Source organism: Microbacterium esteraromaticum (assembly GCF_900163815.1).
Classification (GTDB): Bacteria; Actinomycetota; Actinomycetes; order Actinomycetales; family Microbacteriaceae; genus Microbacterium; species Microbacterium esteraromaticum_B.
In genome coordinates this window covers 160,877-175,100 of the sequence record NZ_FUKO01000002.1, presented here as the reverse complement: position 1 = coordinate 175,100, position 14,224 = coordinate 160,877, and the positions used below count along the sequence as shown (strand labels likewise).

Annotated in this window: 13 protein-coding genes and 1 tRNA gene; 10 read left to right on the top strand and 4 right to left on the bottom strand. The window is 65.7% G+C overall.

Annotation, left to right across the window (positions count from 1 at the left end):
• Positions 1-293 precede the first annotated feature (293 nt).
• The 3 genes from FM104_RS00855 to rplL all read left to right on the top strand — a co-directional run bounded on the left by FM104_RS00855 (position 294) and on the right by rplL (position 2,576).
• A complete protein-coding gene (locus FM104_RS00855) occupies positions 294-1,307 on the top strand; it encodes a hypothetical protein (protein WP_087129550.1) in 1,014 nt (337 codons plus the stop codon).
• 354 nt (positions 1,308-1,661) lie between these two features.
• Positions 1,662-2,150 (top strand): 50S ribosomal protein L10, encoded by a 489-nt coding sequence (rplJ, locus tag FM104_RS00850; RefSeq protein WP_087129549.1) that lies wholly within the window; start codon positions 1,662-1,664, stop codon positions 2,148-2,150.
• 48 nt (positions 2,151-2,198) lie between these two features.
• The gene (gene rplL / locus FM104_RS00845) at positions 2,199-2,576 is read left to right on the top strand and encodes a 50S ribosomal protein L7/L12 (RefSeq protein ID WP_087129548.1); all 378 of its coding nucleotides are present in this window, start codon (positions 2,199-2,201) and stop codon (positions 2,574-2,576) included.
• Positions 2,577-2,665: 89 nt separating this feature from the next.
• On the opposite strand, the gene FM104_RS00840 is transcribed toward rplL, so the two are convergent.
• Complete coding sequence (locus FM104_RS00840; RefSeq protein WP_087129547.1) at positions 2,666-3,670, bottom strand: LacI family DNA-binding transcriptional regulator; 1,005 nt, start codon at positions 3,668-3,670, stop codon at positions 2,666-2,668.
• A 249-nt stretch (positions 3,671-3,919) separates the two neighbouring features.
• Between FM104_RS00840 and FM104_RS00835 the strand changes: the two genes are divergently transcribed.
• From FM104_RS00835 to FM104_RS00820, 4 genes are all read left to right on the top strand, one after another.
• A complete protein-coding gene (locus FM104_RS00835) occupies positions 3,920-5,251 on the top strand; it encodes an ABC transporter substrate-binding protein (RefSeq protein WP_087129546.1) in 1,332 nt (443 codons plus the stop codon).
• A gap of 136 nt (positions 5,252-5,387) precedes the next feature.
• Positions 5,388-6,734, top strand: coding sequence for a carbohydrate ABC transporter permease (locus tag FM104_RS00830; protein ID WP_087129545.1), 1,347 nt, complete (start codon positions 5,388-5,390; stop codon positions 6,732-6,734).
• Positions 6,734-7,702: a carbohydrate ABC transporter permease gene (locus FM104_RS00825; protein WP_087129544.1), complete on the top strand. Its 969-nt coding sequence runs from the start codon at positions 6,734-6,736 to the stop codon at positions 7,700-7,702. The genes FM104_RS00830 and FM104_RS00825 overlap by 1 nt, the downstream gene beginning before the upstream one ends.
• Before the next feature lie 293 nt (positions 7,703-7,995).
• Positions 7,996-9,225: a multidrug effflux MFS transporter gene (locus FM104_RS00820; protein ID WP_143738221.1), complete on the top strand. Its 1,230-nt coding sequence runs from the start codon at positions 7,996-7,998 to the stop codon at positions 9,223-9,225.
• 14 nt (positions 9,226-9,239) lie between these two features.
• Here FM104_RS00820 and FM104_RS00815 read toward each other — a convergent pair whose 3' ends face one another.
• Positions 9,240-9,572: a cupin domain-containing protein gene (locus FM104_RS00815; protein WP_087129542.1), complete on the bottom strand. Its 333-nt coding sequence runs from the start codon at positions 9,570-9,572 to the stop codon at positions 9,240-9,242.
• A 71-nt stretch (positions 9,573-9,643) separates the two neighbouring features.
• Between FM104_RS00815 and FM104_RS00810 the strand changes: the two genes are divergently transcribed.
• Together FM104_RS00810 and FM104_RS00805 are read left to right on the top strand one after the other, a co-directional pair.
• Positions 9,644-10,297, top strand: a complete 654-nt coding sequence (locus FM104_RS00810; protein WP_256971445.1) for a phosphatase PAP2 family protein — start codon at positions 9,644-9,646, stop codon at positions 10,295-10,297.
• A 2-nt stretch (positions 10,298-10,299) separates the two neighbouring features.
• The gene (locus tag FM104_RS00805) at positions 10,300-10,902 is read left to right on the top strand and encodes a GNAT family N-acetyltransferase (protein ID WP_087129541.1); all 603 of its coding nucleotides are present in this window, start codon (positions 10,300-10,302) and stop codon (positions 10,900-10,902) included.
• 104 nt (positions 10,903-11,006) lie between these two features.
• Here FM104_RS00805 and FM104_RS00800 read toward each other — a convergent pair.
• A tRNA-Ser gene (locus tag FM104_RS00800) sits at positions 11,007-11,091 on the bottom strand.
• 61 nt (positions 11,092-11,152) lie between these two features.
• Positions 11,153-11,614: an Lrp/AsnC family transcriptional regulator gene (locus tag FM104_RS00795; RefSeq protein WP_306298498.1), complete on the bottom strand. Its 462-nt coding sequence runs from the start codon at positions 11,612-11,614 to the stop codon at positions 11,153-11,155.
• A gap of 226 nt (positions 11,615-11,840) precedes the next feature.
• Between FM104_RS00795 and FM104_RS00790 the strand changes: the two genes are divergently transcribed.
• Positions 11,841-14,210 carry a transketolase-like TK C-terminal-containing protein gene (locus tag FM104_RS00790; protein ID WP_087129539.1) on the top strand — a complete coding sequence of 790 codons (2,370 nt, stop codon included), beginning with the start codon at positions 11,841-11,843 and terminating at the stop codon, positions 14,208-14,210.
• Positions 14,211-14,224 lie beyond the last annotated feature (14 nt).

The following is a 14,224-nucleotide window of genomic DNA, read 5'->3' as shown; positions in this document are numbered from 1 at the left end:
CCCCCCCCCCCCCCCCCCCCCCCCCCCCCCCCCCCCCCCCCCCCCCCCCCCCCCCTTTTTTTTTTCAAGCAGAAGACGGCATACGAGATTAGCGAGTGTCTCGTGGGCTCGGAGATGTGTATAAGAGACAGGCATACCAACGTGGCTATCTCGTGCACTCGACGAGATCCCGTGCACTCGGCGTCAAAGCGAGAGCGGGCGGATCGGGCTGCACAGGGGGCGAATGGGGCGAGTTGTGCACAAGGGGTGGGGTAAGGAGAGTGGGCGGCCTCGGGTGTGGTTGACGATGAGGGATGCTCTCCACGACTGCACCTCATAAGATCTCCAGATCCGAGGCCGACACGGAACCGCGCATCGGGGAACTGGTGCGCTCCCGCGAGAACCTGCTGCTGAACGGATGGACAGAGCGTCGCATCACGGCCGCGGTGAAGAACGGTGCGCTGTTTCACCTTCGTCGCGGCTGGTACATCGAGAGCGCAGAGCGTGAGCGGCTGTGGCCGGAGCAGCAGCACCTCGCGCACGTGCTCGCCGTGGCGAGAGATTCCCGCGGCGGGGCGGCCATGTCGCATACCTCGGCCGCGGTACTGCATGGGCTGCCCCTGCATCGGATGACCTGCGTTCGCGTGCAGATGACGACGGATGCGCCGCACCGGATCTCCAGCGCTCCGGATGTTGCTCGTCACGTCGCACCTCTTCCGGCAGCCGACGTCGCAGTGGTGGACGGTGTGCGCTGCACGACCTTGGCCCGCACCGTCTTCGATCTGATCCGCACTCTTCCGCTGGAGGCCGCGGTCTCAGTGGCCGATGCGGCCGAACGCAGAATGGCGGAACGGCTGCGTGAGTGGGACCTGCAATCGGTCGCAGCCTGGCGACGAGAGATAGCGGCACGACTGGCGGGTGCGGGCGGTGCTCGCGGAATTCGCAAGGCTCGCTGGGTTGCGGAGTTCGCTGATGGGCGAGCCCAGCTACCCGGGGAAAGCGTCAGCCGCCTCCAGCTGGTCCGACTCGGGTTCGCCGCGCCAGACCTCCAGGTGCCCGTCGAAGGCCCGACAGGCGGGCACTACTTCGTCGACTTCGGGCTGGACGACGTCAACGCCTGGGGTGAGTTCGACGGCAAGCAGAAGTACCTCGACGAGGCGCTGCGGTCGGGCCGATCGATGGAACAAGTGATGCTGGAGGAGAAGCAGCGCGAGGACTGGATTCGTGGCCGCACCCAGCGCCGTTTCGCTCGATGGGGATTCGAGCACATCGTGACTGCATCCGCCCTCCGCGATCGCCTGTCCTCCTTCGGCATCCGAGCCCCTTGACTCCGCTGGTGCCGAGTGCACGTGATCTCGTCGAGTGCACCGGAAGCGCAGCGCGCGGATGCCGTGCACTCGGCGACAAGTGGTGCACTCGACGACAAGTGGTGCACTCGGCGAGAAGGGGAGGGGATTTGGGGGAGGGAGGGGGATGCCGTAGAGTTGGGGCAACCGAAGACCGCCGGTCATTGTCATGCGCGAAAGCGCACGTCGATCGAAGCACTGCATTGCAGGGGCCCGCGCAGGTGTGCGAGATTCTTCTGAGCTCCGTGCGCTTGCGCCGGAGCTTTTTTCATGTCGTGGGGCAGTCAAGGTCGACGCTCCGCATCCGCGCGGCGTCCGTACACAAAAGGAGTGACCATGGCGCAGAAGGATGCATCGGTTGCCGAGCTCACGAAGTCATTCGAGAACTCGAACGCCGTTCTGCTGACCGAGTACCGCGGTCTGACGGTTGCCCAGCTCAAGCAGCTGCGCAACAACATCCGTCAGGACGCGGAATACGCCGTGGTGAAGAACACGCTGACCAAGATCGCCGCGAACAACGCGGGGATCACGACGCTGGACGACGACCTCAAGGGTCCGTCGGCCGTCGCGTTCGTGCACGGTGACTTCGTCGCCACTGCCAAGGCTCTGCGTGACTTCGCCAAGGCCAACCCGCATCTCGTCATCAAGAGCGGTGTGTTCGAGGGCAAGAGCCTCGACGCCGCCGAGGTCGACAAGTACGCCTCCCTGGAGAGCCGTGAGGTTCTGCTGGCGAAGGCAGCGGGCATGATGAAGGCGACGATGGGCAAGGCTGCCGCGACCATCGACGCGCTTCGCGAAAAGCTGGAGACCGCAGAGGCCGCGTAAGCGACCAGCGTTTTCCTCACTCAACCCCCATCTATTAGGAGATACATCATGGCGAAGCTCACCACTGAGGAGCTGCTGGAGCAGTTTTCGGGCCTTACCCTTGTCGAGCTCAGCGAGTTCGTGAAGGCGTTCGAGGAGAAGTTCGACGTCACCGCTGCCGCCCCCGTTGCCGCTGCCGGTGGCGCTGGCGCTGCTGCTGAGGTCGAGGAAGAGAAGGACTCGTTCGACGTCGTTCTCGAGGCTGCTGGCGACAAGAAGATCCAGGTCATCAAGACGGTCCGCGAGCTCACCTCGCTCGGCCTCGGCGAGGCCAAGGCTGTCGTCGACGGCGCTCCGAAGGCCGTCCTCGAGGGCGCCAACAAGGAGACCGCAGAGAAGGCAAAGGAGGCCCTCGAGGCCGCCGGCGCCACGGTTACCCTCAAGTAATCACGCTGCACAGCATTTCATCGAAGGCCCCGGGTTCCGCCCGGGGCCTTCGGTCGTCTCCGTGCAGTGAATGCCGCGCGGCGTGGGAATCAGCGTGGCGCAGCCGTCGAGGATCGCACGACGAGCTCGGAGGGCAGCACCCGCTGCACGGGCGCAGCATGCGGGTCGTTCATCTGGTCGCGCAGCAGTTCGACTGCCGCAAGCCCTTGAGAGTGCGGATGCTGCCGCACGGTCGTCAGTGAGAACATCTCGGCGTGTTCGTGGTCGTCGATTCCGACGATACTCAGCTCGGTCGGCACAGATAGGCCGAGCCGTCGCGCGGCGATGGTGCCGCCGATCGCGGCTTCATCGCAGACGGCGACGAATGCCGTCGGACGATTTTGGCGGTCTCCCAGCATCCGCACTCCGGCTTCGTATCCGCCGGGCGTCGTCGGGGATCCCTCCGCATGGCGGATCTCGGGCGCCAGCCCTGCGGCGATCATCGCGGCCCGGTATCCGTCCAGACGCCGCTTGTCGCCGAGGGCGCGGGCGGCGGCATCCTCCTGTCCGCCGAGGAAGGCGATATCTCGGTGGCCGAGATCGATGAGGTGCTCGGTGGCGATCCGCGCTGCTCCCTCGTCGTCGATGGAGACCGCGCTGGTGCCTTCGCTGTAGGGGCCGATGCCGACCAGAGGGGATGCGACCCGCACGAGCTGCTCCAGCTCGCGCGCGCTGGGCTGGATGCCGACGGCGATGATCCCGTCGAGCCGGCGCCGGGGGAGGATCTCATTGAAGAGCCGCGCACGCTCGGATGATCCCTCCTGCAGCCCGTACAGCACGAGGTCATAGCCGGCATCGAGAAGGCCCTCCTGGATGCCGGTGAGCAGTTCGGCGAAGAACCAGCGGTGCAGCGAGGGCATGACGACGCCGACGGACAGCGACCGACCAGTGGCCAGACTCATTGCCGAGGAATGTGCGACGTACGAGAGCTCACGTGCTGCGATCTGCACCCGCTCGCGGGTCTCGGTGGAGACATAGCCGCCACCACTGAGAGCGCGGCTGGCAGTGGCTTTGGAGACGCCAGCGCGAGCAGCGACGTCGGCGATCGTGCTCATCTGTTCCTCCGCAAGTCGGGCCCGGCCAGAGTATCGAAAAGAAGTGCACAAAGGAACCGGTTCCACACGCTAGGCTGTGGGAGCGCTCCCACGCACTGCATCACGTCTGGACAACGGTTAGAGAATTCTCTCCGCGTGGCATTGTGTCAAGGCGCTCAGGGCAAGTAGGTTGTCCTGGAATCGGTTCCTCAACGTACGCGGAAGTCACGGCCTTGGGGAATCGGGACCCACCCAAAGAGGAGAAAACACATGGCTCTGTCACAGCGATATCGCCTTCTCGCTCCGCTCGCACTGGTCGGCGCTGCTGCACTCGCACTGTCCGGTTGCGCAGAGGCAGCTCCGGATGCAGGAGGAGACGGCAGCACCGAAGGAAAGACGGTGCGCATCTCCGGTGGCATCACCGGCAGCGAGGCAACCGATCTGAACGCATCGTTCGAGCAGTTCACCAAGGACACCGGCATCAAGGTCGAGTACACCGGTGACAAGAGCTTCGAGGGCAACATCGTCACCAAGGTGACGGGTGGCGACGCCCCCGACATCGCGATCGTCCCGCAGCCGGGTCTGCTGAAGACCCTCGTCGATACCGGCAAGGTCGCCGCAGCACCGGAATCGGTCGAGAAGGCCGTGGACGAGAACTGGTCGGCGGACTGGAAGGACTACGGCACCTTCGACGACACGTTCTACGCGGCTCCCATGCTCGCGAACCTCAAGGGCTACATCTGGTACTCGCCCGCGAACTTCAAGGAGTGGGGCGTCGAGGTTCCCAAGACCTGGGACGACATGATCTCGCTCACCGACACCATCCGCGAGAAGACGGGTGAGACGCCCTGGTGCGCCGGCTTCGCATCGGGTGACGCATCCGGCTGGCCAGGCACCGACTGGATCGAGGACCTCGTCCTCCGCCAGGCGGGCCCCGAGGTCTACGACAAGTGGGTCGATGGTGACGTGAAGTTCACTGACCCCGAGATCAAGGACGCCTTCGACGCTGTCGGATCCATCCTGCTCAACCCTGACTACGTCAATGCCGGCTTCGGCGGCGTGAAGAGCATCAACTCGACCGCATTCGGCGACGTCGCCGGCAAGGTGGCAGACGGCAGCTGTGCGCTGACGCACCAGGCATCGTTCCTGTCGGCGAACTTCCTCGACGTGAAGAACGCCGATGGCGAGACGCCCACCGTCGCCCCCGATGGTGATGTCTACGCGTTCATCATGCCCGGCATGGACGAGGGCTCGCTGCAGGTTGAGGGTGGTGGCGAGTTCGTCGCCGGTTTCAACGACAACGCGGCCACCGTCAAGGTGCTTGAGTTCATGGCATCGGCAGACTTCGCGAACGCTCGCGTCAAGCTCGGCGGTGTGCTCTCGGCCAACAAGAAGGCTGACGCGAGCAACGCGTCCAGCCCGTTCCTCCAGGAAGCTATGGAGATCATGCAGGACGACGCGACGGTCTTCCGTTTCGACGCTTCTGACCTGATGCCCTCCACAGTGGGCTCCGGCTCGTTCTGGAAGGGCATGGTCGACTGGGTCGATGGCAAGTCGACCGACGAGGTGCTCTCGAACATCCAGGCAGGTTACGAGAACTGATCCTCAGCGCTAGTCTGAGCGCTACCTGCTGATCGATGCGGGGTCGGGCACATCGCCCGACCCCGCATCCGCACCCCGAATCGGTTGCTCGTATAGATGAGAGGGAGTTCGATGCCGAACTCAGAAGGGCGAACCCGTGTCGCAATCGACTGTTGACAAACCTGGGACGACAGAGCAGTCCGACCTGCCGCTGACCACACATGGCGCTGATGCGAAAGGGCGCGCGCTCACCCGCATCGTTCTCATCGTCGGGTTCGTGCTGGTGGTGGCGCTGTTCTTCCTCCTCATCTTCTCCGCGCCCGTCGAAGGGGCGCGCCCGACCACACTCGGCTTCTCACTGAACGATTTGTTCGTGTGGCTGGGCGGACTGCATCCGCTGGTGCAGATTCCCATCTTCATCGTCATCTTCGGGGTCGTCGTGGCGATCGTGCTCGTACTCATCGAGTTCGCACCCCGGCCGGGCCGCGGCTACTTCATCATGCGGCTCGTGGCGTGCCTGGTCATTCCGGTGCTGGCATTCATGCTCGTGCGGCCCTATCAGAACGCCGTGCTCTACGTCGTCGCCATCTCGCTCGTCGTCGGCGCGCTGCTCTTCTTCGCCGACTTCCGCTCCCGCCAGGGCGCCGGCTATCTGTTCCAGCTGGTGCTGTTCATGACGCCTGCAGCCCTTATGCTGCTGCTCGGCCTCATCTATCCGGCTGTCGCGACCTTCGTGAAGTCGTTCTTCGATAAGAAGGGCGAATCGTTCGTCGGGTTCGAGAACTACGTCTGGGTCTTCACCAACCCGGTGGGTTCGTCGTCCGTGATCAACACGCTCATCTGGGCACTGCTGGCACCGACGATCTCGGTCGGGATCGGACTCGCCTACGCGGTCTTCATCGACAAGGCGCGAGGCGAGAAGGTGCTGAAAGTGCTCGTGTTCATGCCGGTGGCGATCTCGTTCGTCGGCGCGGGCATCATCTGGAAGTTCATGTACGACTTCCGTCAGGGCGACCAGCTCGGGCTGCTGAACGCCATCGTCACACTGTTCGGTGGCGACCCGGTGAACTGGCTCGCGGTGAAGCCCGTCATCAACACGCTGATGCTGCTGATCGTCTTCATCTGGACGCAGACCGGTTTCGCGATGGTGATTCTCTCCGCGGCGATCAAGGCCGTCCCGGCCGAGCAGATCGAGGCGGCGGAGCTCGACGGCACCAATGCCTGGCAGCGGTTCACGAACGTGACCGTCCCCGGCATCCGCTCTTCGCTGATCGTGGTTCTGACCACCATCACGATCATGTCGCTGAAGGTATACGACATCGTGGCGGTGATGACCGGAGGCCGCGACGACACCAGCGTGCTCGGCTTCGAGATGGTCAACCAGCAGCAGCGCTTCCAGAGCTACGGGCACTCGTCGGCGCTCGCCGTCGTGCTGTTCATCTTCGTGCTGCCGTTGATCATCTACAACGCCAGATCGCTGAGCAAGCAGAGGGAGATCCGCTGATGACCGCTACACAGGCTCCCGTCCTCGACACGCGAAGCAAGGGGCAGATCGCACGCGAGACCCGTCGCAACGAGGCCATCGCCCATAAGAAGCTGACGTCGAAGGGCGCAACGATCGCCGCGGTGATCATCGCCGTGTTCTGGACGCTGCCGACTTTCGGGCTCTTCGTCACCTCCTTCCGTCCAGGCGCCGACACCCAGTCGACAGGCTGGTGGACCGCCTTCACCGACCCCGCGTTCACCTTCGAGAACTACGTCGAAGCGTTCACGGCCGGCGGCACATCCACGACTCTCGCCTCGGCATTCGTGAACTCGCTCGCGATCACGATTCCCGCCACGATCATCCCGATCGCCCTCGCATCGCTGGCGGCCTACGCGTTCGCGTGGATCGACTTCAAGGGTCGGAACATGCTGTTTGTGTTCGTGTTCGCCCTGCAGATCGTGCCGCTGCAGATGGCTCTCGTGCCGCTGCTGAGCCTGTTCTCGGAGGGGCTGACGATCAATGATGTCGCGATCTTCCCCGGGTTCGGGCTGAACGATGTCAGCTACAGCTTCGCGCGAGTGTGGATCGCGCACGCGATCTTCGCGCTTCCGCTGGCGACGTTCATGCTGCACAACTTCATCTCCGAGATCCCCGGCGACGTCGTCGAAGCCGCGCGCGTGGACGGCGCCGGTCACGGTCAGGTGTTCTTCCGGATCATCCTGCCGCTGGCGATGCCGGCGATCGCCTCGTTCGGCATCTTCCAGTTCCTCTGGGTCTGGAACGACCTCCTGGTCGCGACGATCTTCGCCTCGCCCGGAGCACTGCCGATCACTCAGGCGCTGAACTCGCTGTCGGGTACCTGGGGCAACAAGTGGTTCCTGCAGTCGGCGGGTACCTTCATTTCGATCATCGTGCCGCTGATCGTCTTCTTCGCGCTGCAGCGCTTCTTCGTGCGCGGCCTGCTGGCGGGTGCCACGAAGGGCTGACGCGGGTTCCTCAAGATGCCGGATGCCGGATGCTGATGTTCAGCATCCGGCATCCGCGCGTTCAGGTTCGTGCGGCTCGCGAGTGACGGGGCATTCCCGAGCGGGGAGTAGCATGGGACACCGCGCTGTCGAATCGATTCGGCGCAGCATCCGTCCGCCTCTCGTGAAAGTTCTCCGTGCCTGACGACCGCACCTCCACCGGCAGCATCCGCACGATCACCGGCACCATCCGCACCTCGACGTCCACTGGCGCCATCCGCACCCTCGGCGCCGATCCGGCCACGGCGCCCATCATGCTGCACCCGGGCGATGCGATCTCGACCCGCCGGCGGGTGCTCTACATCATCCTGCTCGGCGCGCTCACTGCCCTGGGCCCGTTCACGATCGACCTGTACCTGCCGGCGTTCCCGCAGCTGGAAGAGGACTTCAGCACCTCGGCCGCGATGATCCAGCTGACCCTCACTGGCACGATGATGGGCTTCGCGATCGGCCAGCTCGTCGTCGGTCCGCTCAGCGACAAGGTCGGCCGGCGTGTGCCGCTCATCGTGGTCACCGCACTGCACGTGGTCGCCAGCATCGGCGCGGCTTTTGCGCCGGATCTCGTGACGCTGGGCATCACGCGTGTGGTGATGGGCATCGGCGCCGCCGCTGGCGGCGTGGTGGCCATGGCGATCGTGCGCGACCTGTTCGGTGGGCGGCGACTGGTGGTCATGCTGTCGCGGCTGGCGCTGGTGTCCGGTGTCGCGCCGGTGGTCGCGCCGCTGATCGGCTCAGCACTTTTGACAGTGATGCCGTGGCGCGGAATCTTCGTCGTGCTGGCCGCCTACGGCCTGGTGATGCTCACCGCCGCCATCTGCTTCATCCCGGAGACGCTGCCCCGGGCACGGCGGCAGGATCGCGGCTCGAGCACCGTGCTGCAGCGCTACCGGAGCGTCTTCAGCGACCGGGTCTTCGTCGGCGTGCTCATCATCGGCGCGATGACCTTCTCCGGCCTGTTCTCCTACCTCTCGGCGTCGCCGTTCCTGTTCCAGCAGACGCACGGACTCGACCCGCAGGCGTACGGGCTGCTGTTCGCCGCGAACTCGATCGGCGTCGTCGGAGGAGTGCAGATCGCCGCTCGGCTGGCGGCGCGCTTCGGCCCGCAGTGGGTGATGGCGTTCTCGACGGGGATGCTGTTCCTCTCGGGCAGTGCGATCATCGCCTGCGACCTGCTGGGACTCGGGTTCTGGGGCACGGTGATCCCGCTCTGGCTGTTCATGACCGCCTGCGGCTTCACTTTCCCCTGTGTGCAGGTGCTCGCTCTCGACCGGCACGGCAAGGCGGCGGGCACTGCGGCATCCGTTCTCGGCGCATGCAACAACGGTGTCGCGGCGATCATCTCGCCCGTGGTCGGACTGATCTCCGTCGGCTCCGGCATCACCGCGACGACCATGGCGTCGGTGATGGTGGGATGCGCCGTGATCGGCATCCTCTCGCTGTGGCTGATCGTGCGCCCGCGCACGGTCGCGATGCTCGAGCCCTGAAAGCCCCGCGTCGGTCAGCCCAGCAGCAGGAGCAGCACGTGCGAGGGGTCGACGGCCTCGAGCTCGTGCAGCACGCCCGCCGGCACCTGGATCGCCCCACCGGCGGTGAGATCGTATTCCGATCCTCCGACGCGGAACAGGATGCGACCAGACACCACTTGCACGAGAATCGGAACCTGAGCGCGATGCTCGCGCATGATCGCAGCGGCATCCATCGTGAGGGTGCGGATCTTGAATCCGTCGCCGTCGAGCACACGATGCGGACGGACGCGCCCGTCTTCGACGGGATAAGCGGCGACGAACTCGGCGGCGGATGCGGCAAGCAGGAAGGACGTATCGGCACTCATAGCCTGAGGATATCCCGGGGGATGAGCGGGGCGGGCCGCCTGGCAGCAACTTCGATCGGCAGAATAGGACGATGACACGACGACCGATGCTTCTCACCGGCGGGGCGCTTTTCGCCGCCGCCGGCCTGCTCGGCATCCTGATAGAGGTGACACCCGGTGGCGGCGTCGGCGGCCTCGACATCGCATGGAACCAGCTGATGGCGCAGGTGCGCCAGCCTTGGATGCTCGAGATCGCGTACGCGCTGAATCAGATCGGCGGCGGGTGGGTGGCGATCGCACTCGTGCCGATGATCATCATCATCGCGCTCGTGCTGCTGCGCCGGTGGCGTGGCGCTGTATTCGCAGCGGCTGCGTTCATCGCGGCTACCGGGCTGACGCAGATCCTGAAGCACATCTTCGGTCGCGCGCGTCCCGTCGACATGCTCGTGATGTCGGATGTTGGTTCATTCCCCTCGGGGCATACGGCCAATGCCATGGCGATCGCCGTCGTACTGTGGCTGATCTTCGCGCGTGCCTGGGTGGCGGTCATCGGCGCGCTGTGGGTGGTGGCGATGGCGCTGTCGCGCACGATCCTCTCGGTGCACTGGGCGAGCGACACGATCGGCGGGGCCCTGGTCGGCGCCTCGGCGGCGCTCGTGGTCGGCGCGCTGCTGCTGCGGTGGGCATCGCTGGGGAGAGGGTCGGTAGGCTGGGAAGGTCGTCCCACCATCGTCGCCGAGGAGTAGCCGTGCCGAAGATCCGCCCCTACCGTGCCGCTGATCGCGATGCCCTCTACGAGGTCTGCGTGAGAACAGCGGATGCCGGCGGTGATGCGACCGGCATCTTCACCGACGACCGCCTCTGGGGCGATGTGTTCGCCGTGCCGTACGCCGTGCGTCAGCCCGACCTGTGCTGGGTCGTCGAATCCGATGACGGACGCACCATCGGCTACGTCGTAGCGACGGATGACACCGACGCCTTCGAGCAGTGGTTCCGCGACGAGTGGTGGTCGAACCGCATCGGCGTCTACTCGCTGTCCGGAGCCGCAGAGCCGACTCGTCAGGACGAGATCATCAGCTATGCGAGCAAGCGCGCGCCCGGGGTCGAGAAGCACGCGGCAGAGTACCCGGCGCATCTGCACATCGATCTGCTGCCCGAGACGCAGGGGCAGGGGCTGGGGCGCGAGCTGATCGAGACGCTCTTCACGGAGTTGCGCAGCCGCGGTGTCGCGGGCCTGCATCTCGGCATGAATCCCGCGAACACGGGCGCTGCGGCGTTCTACGAGCGCGTGGGCATGCACCGGCTGGAGTCTGCGTCAGACACGACGATGTACGGCATCCGCTTCGACTGAGTCTCTCCCGCGCGCACGTCGGCGACCGCCCGGACGACTGCGACGCGCGGGGCTGGAATGCGTGAAGGGCCCGTGCGAATGCACGGGCCCTTCACGGTTTTCGGCGGTGATGGAGGGATTCGAACCCTCGGTTGCTTGCACAACACACGCTTTCCAAGCGTGCTCCTTCGGCCGCTCGGACACATCACCAAGGAACAACCTGTCCATCCTATCCGATGCCGGCTGTGCCCTCGAACCAGAGCGCTGAGCGTCAGAGCAGTTGCTCCACCCGATACGGAACCATCTCGCGCATCACCAGTCCGGTCGTCGTGCGCTTGACCCCGTCGACATCGAGAATGCGGCCAGCGATGCGGTAGAGGTCGTCAGCATCCTTCGCCACGACGCGGATGAGCAGGTCAGTTATCCCGGTGAGCCCGAGCACCTCCACCACCTCGGGAATCTCTGCGAGCGACTCGCCCACGCGCCCGAGCTTGCGCTGCGTCACGCTCGTGACGACGTACGCGCGCAGCGGGTATCCGAGCACGGCCGGGTCGACTCGGTTCTGGAAAGAGCGCAGCGTGCCGTCTTCGTCGTAGCGCGTCAGGCGTGCGCGCACGGTGTTCCTCGCAAGCCCCGTCGCGCTGGCGAGAGCGACGATCGTGGCCGCGGGGTCGCGGATGAGTTCGCGCAGCAGCGTTCGGTCGGTGCGATCGGCCATTCGGTTGCGTGCCACTGTGCTCAGCTCTCCTTGTTGTTCGGGTACTGAATTGCGCTGTTCGATCAGTTCATCAGACCTCTATTGTGCGCCACGACAGATGCTGATCCAATAGCGGAAACATCTGCTTCATTCCCCCGTGCTCGACAGCTCACCCAGGCTGAGCAGCACAGAGCCCCCACAAGGGCCGGGACGCCACCGGTCACGGCGAAGACGCCGTGCGAATCATCGAGGAATTCATCGCATGACTCCCGCCATCGCCATGACCACCGCGCCACCCGCATCGACGGCACTGCCCACCCCCGCCACGGGCGATCTCGACGTGCTCGCAGCCATCGAGCAGCGTGTGCTCTGGCTGTCGACCTCGATGATCCACCACGCCAACCGGGTGCGCACCAACCCCTCCGGTCTCAAGGTCGGCGGTCATCAGGCCTCGAGCGCGTCGATCGCGACGATCATGACGGCGCTCTGGTTCGAGCAGCTGCGTGCCGAAGACCGAGTCTCGGTCAAACCGCACGCCTCACCGGTGCTGCACGCCATCAACTACCTGCTCGGCGAGATCGGCGCAGAGCACATGACGACGCTCCGCGAGTTCGGCGGCGTGCAGAGCTACCCCAGCCGCTCGAAGGACCCCGACACCGTCGACTACTCCACGGGGTCGGTCGGCATCGGGGCCACCGCACCGATCTGGGGTGCGATCTCTCGGCGGTACGTGTCGTCGATCTCGGGCGAATCGGCGCGCGGCCGTCAGTACTCACTGGTCGGCGATGCCGAACTCGACGAGGGCGCGGTATGGGAGGCGCTGCTGGATTCGCACGTGCCCGACCTCGGTGAGCTGGTCTGGATCGTCGACCTCAACCGGCAGTCGCTCGACCGCGTGGTGCCGAACATCGCCGCGGGCAAGATCGAGCGGATGTTCGCCGCCGCCGGCTGGCAGGTGCTCACCGTGCCGTTCGGAGCGCGGCTGGAGGAAGTGTTCCGGCGTCCGGGCGGAGAAGTGCTGCGCGCGCGCATCCTGGGTATGCCCAACCCCGAGTACCAGCGGCTGCTGCGCTGCTCGGCAGATGAGCTGCGCCAGCGGCTTCCCGGGGCGGCGGCGGGTATGGATGCTGGCCCCGACAGCATCCGCTCTCTCATCGGCGACATGGCGGACGAGGAACTCGTCGACACCATCCGCAACCTCGGCGGGCACGACCTGGCAGCGCTGCGCGCGGCGTTCGCGCAGATCGACGACACCCGCCCCACGGTCATCATCGCCTACACCATCAAGGGCAAGGGCTTGCCGATGGCCGGGCATCCGCAGAACCATTCCTCGCTGCTGACCGTCGACCAGTACGAGCGACTAGCCACAGAGATGGGGATGGATGCTGCCGATCCGTGGCAGCGTTTTGACGCCGAGTCGCCTGCGGGCCGGCTGTGCGCCCAGATCGCCGAGCGGCTGCGCCGTGAGCCGGTCACGATGAAAGAACCACCCGCTGTGCCCGCGGACTTCGGGCGGACGCCATCCGGAACCGGCACGACGCAGGCCGCCCTGGGCCGGGTGCTGCTTGATCTCACCCGCTCTGCTCCCGACGCCGCACGTCGGGTCGTCACGGCGAGCCCTGATGTGTCGAGCAGCACGAACCTGGCGGGATGGCTGAACAAGGCCGGGGTCTGGTCGACCGACAGCGACCGCCAGAACTGGTTCGTCGATGACCCCGAGACGATCATGCACTGGAACGAGCGGCCGAGCGGGCAGCACATCGAGTTGGGCATCGCCGAAGTCAACCTGGTGAGCATCATCGGCGAGCTCGGTGCGACCTGGAGCCGCTGGGGTGAGCCGCTGTTCCCCATCGGCGTGCTCTACGACCCGTTCGTGGAGCGGGCGCTCGAGCCCTGGTCGTACGGGATGTACGCCGGTGGGCAGTCGATCCTCATCGGCACGCCGTCGGGCGTCACTCTCGCCGCGGAGGGCGGAGCGCATCAGTCGATCAAGACGCCATCGATCGGCATGGAGCAGCCGCAGTGCCTCAGCTACGAACCTGCGTTCATGCAGGAGACCGAGTGGATGCTGCTGGCGGCGATGGGCCAGATGGGGCGCCCCGGGGGCAAGTCAGCGTATCTCCGGTTATCGACGAAGCCGGTGGACCAGTCGCTCGCGGCTATCCCGGCTGACCCTGCTGCACGCGAGCGCCGTCGCCGTCAGGTGGTCGCGGGCGGCTACCGGCTGCGCAGTGCGCAGCATCCGGTCGTCACGATCGTCGCCATGGGAGCGGTGGTGCCCGATGCTCTGGATGCTGCCGAGAGGCTGTCCGCCCTGGGCCTGGAGAGCGACATCGTCTGCATCACCAACCCGGGGCTGCTGTTCGAAGCAGTGCAGGCCCGAGGCGGACAGGTCGACGGGAACGACTGGATCCTCGACCAGGTGCTGCCCGCTGACCGCGCGCGTCCGATGGTGACGGTGCTCGATGGGCATCCGCATGCGCTGGCGTTCCTGGCCGGTATCCATGGTGTGCCCGCCAGGCACCTCGGCGTCAGCGGCTTCGGTCAGTCCGGCGACCTCGCCGACGTCTACCGGCACCACGGCATCGATGTCGACAGCATCGTGCGCGCCGCCCTCGACCTGACGGAGTGACGCCGAGCCGCCTA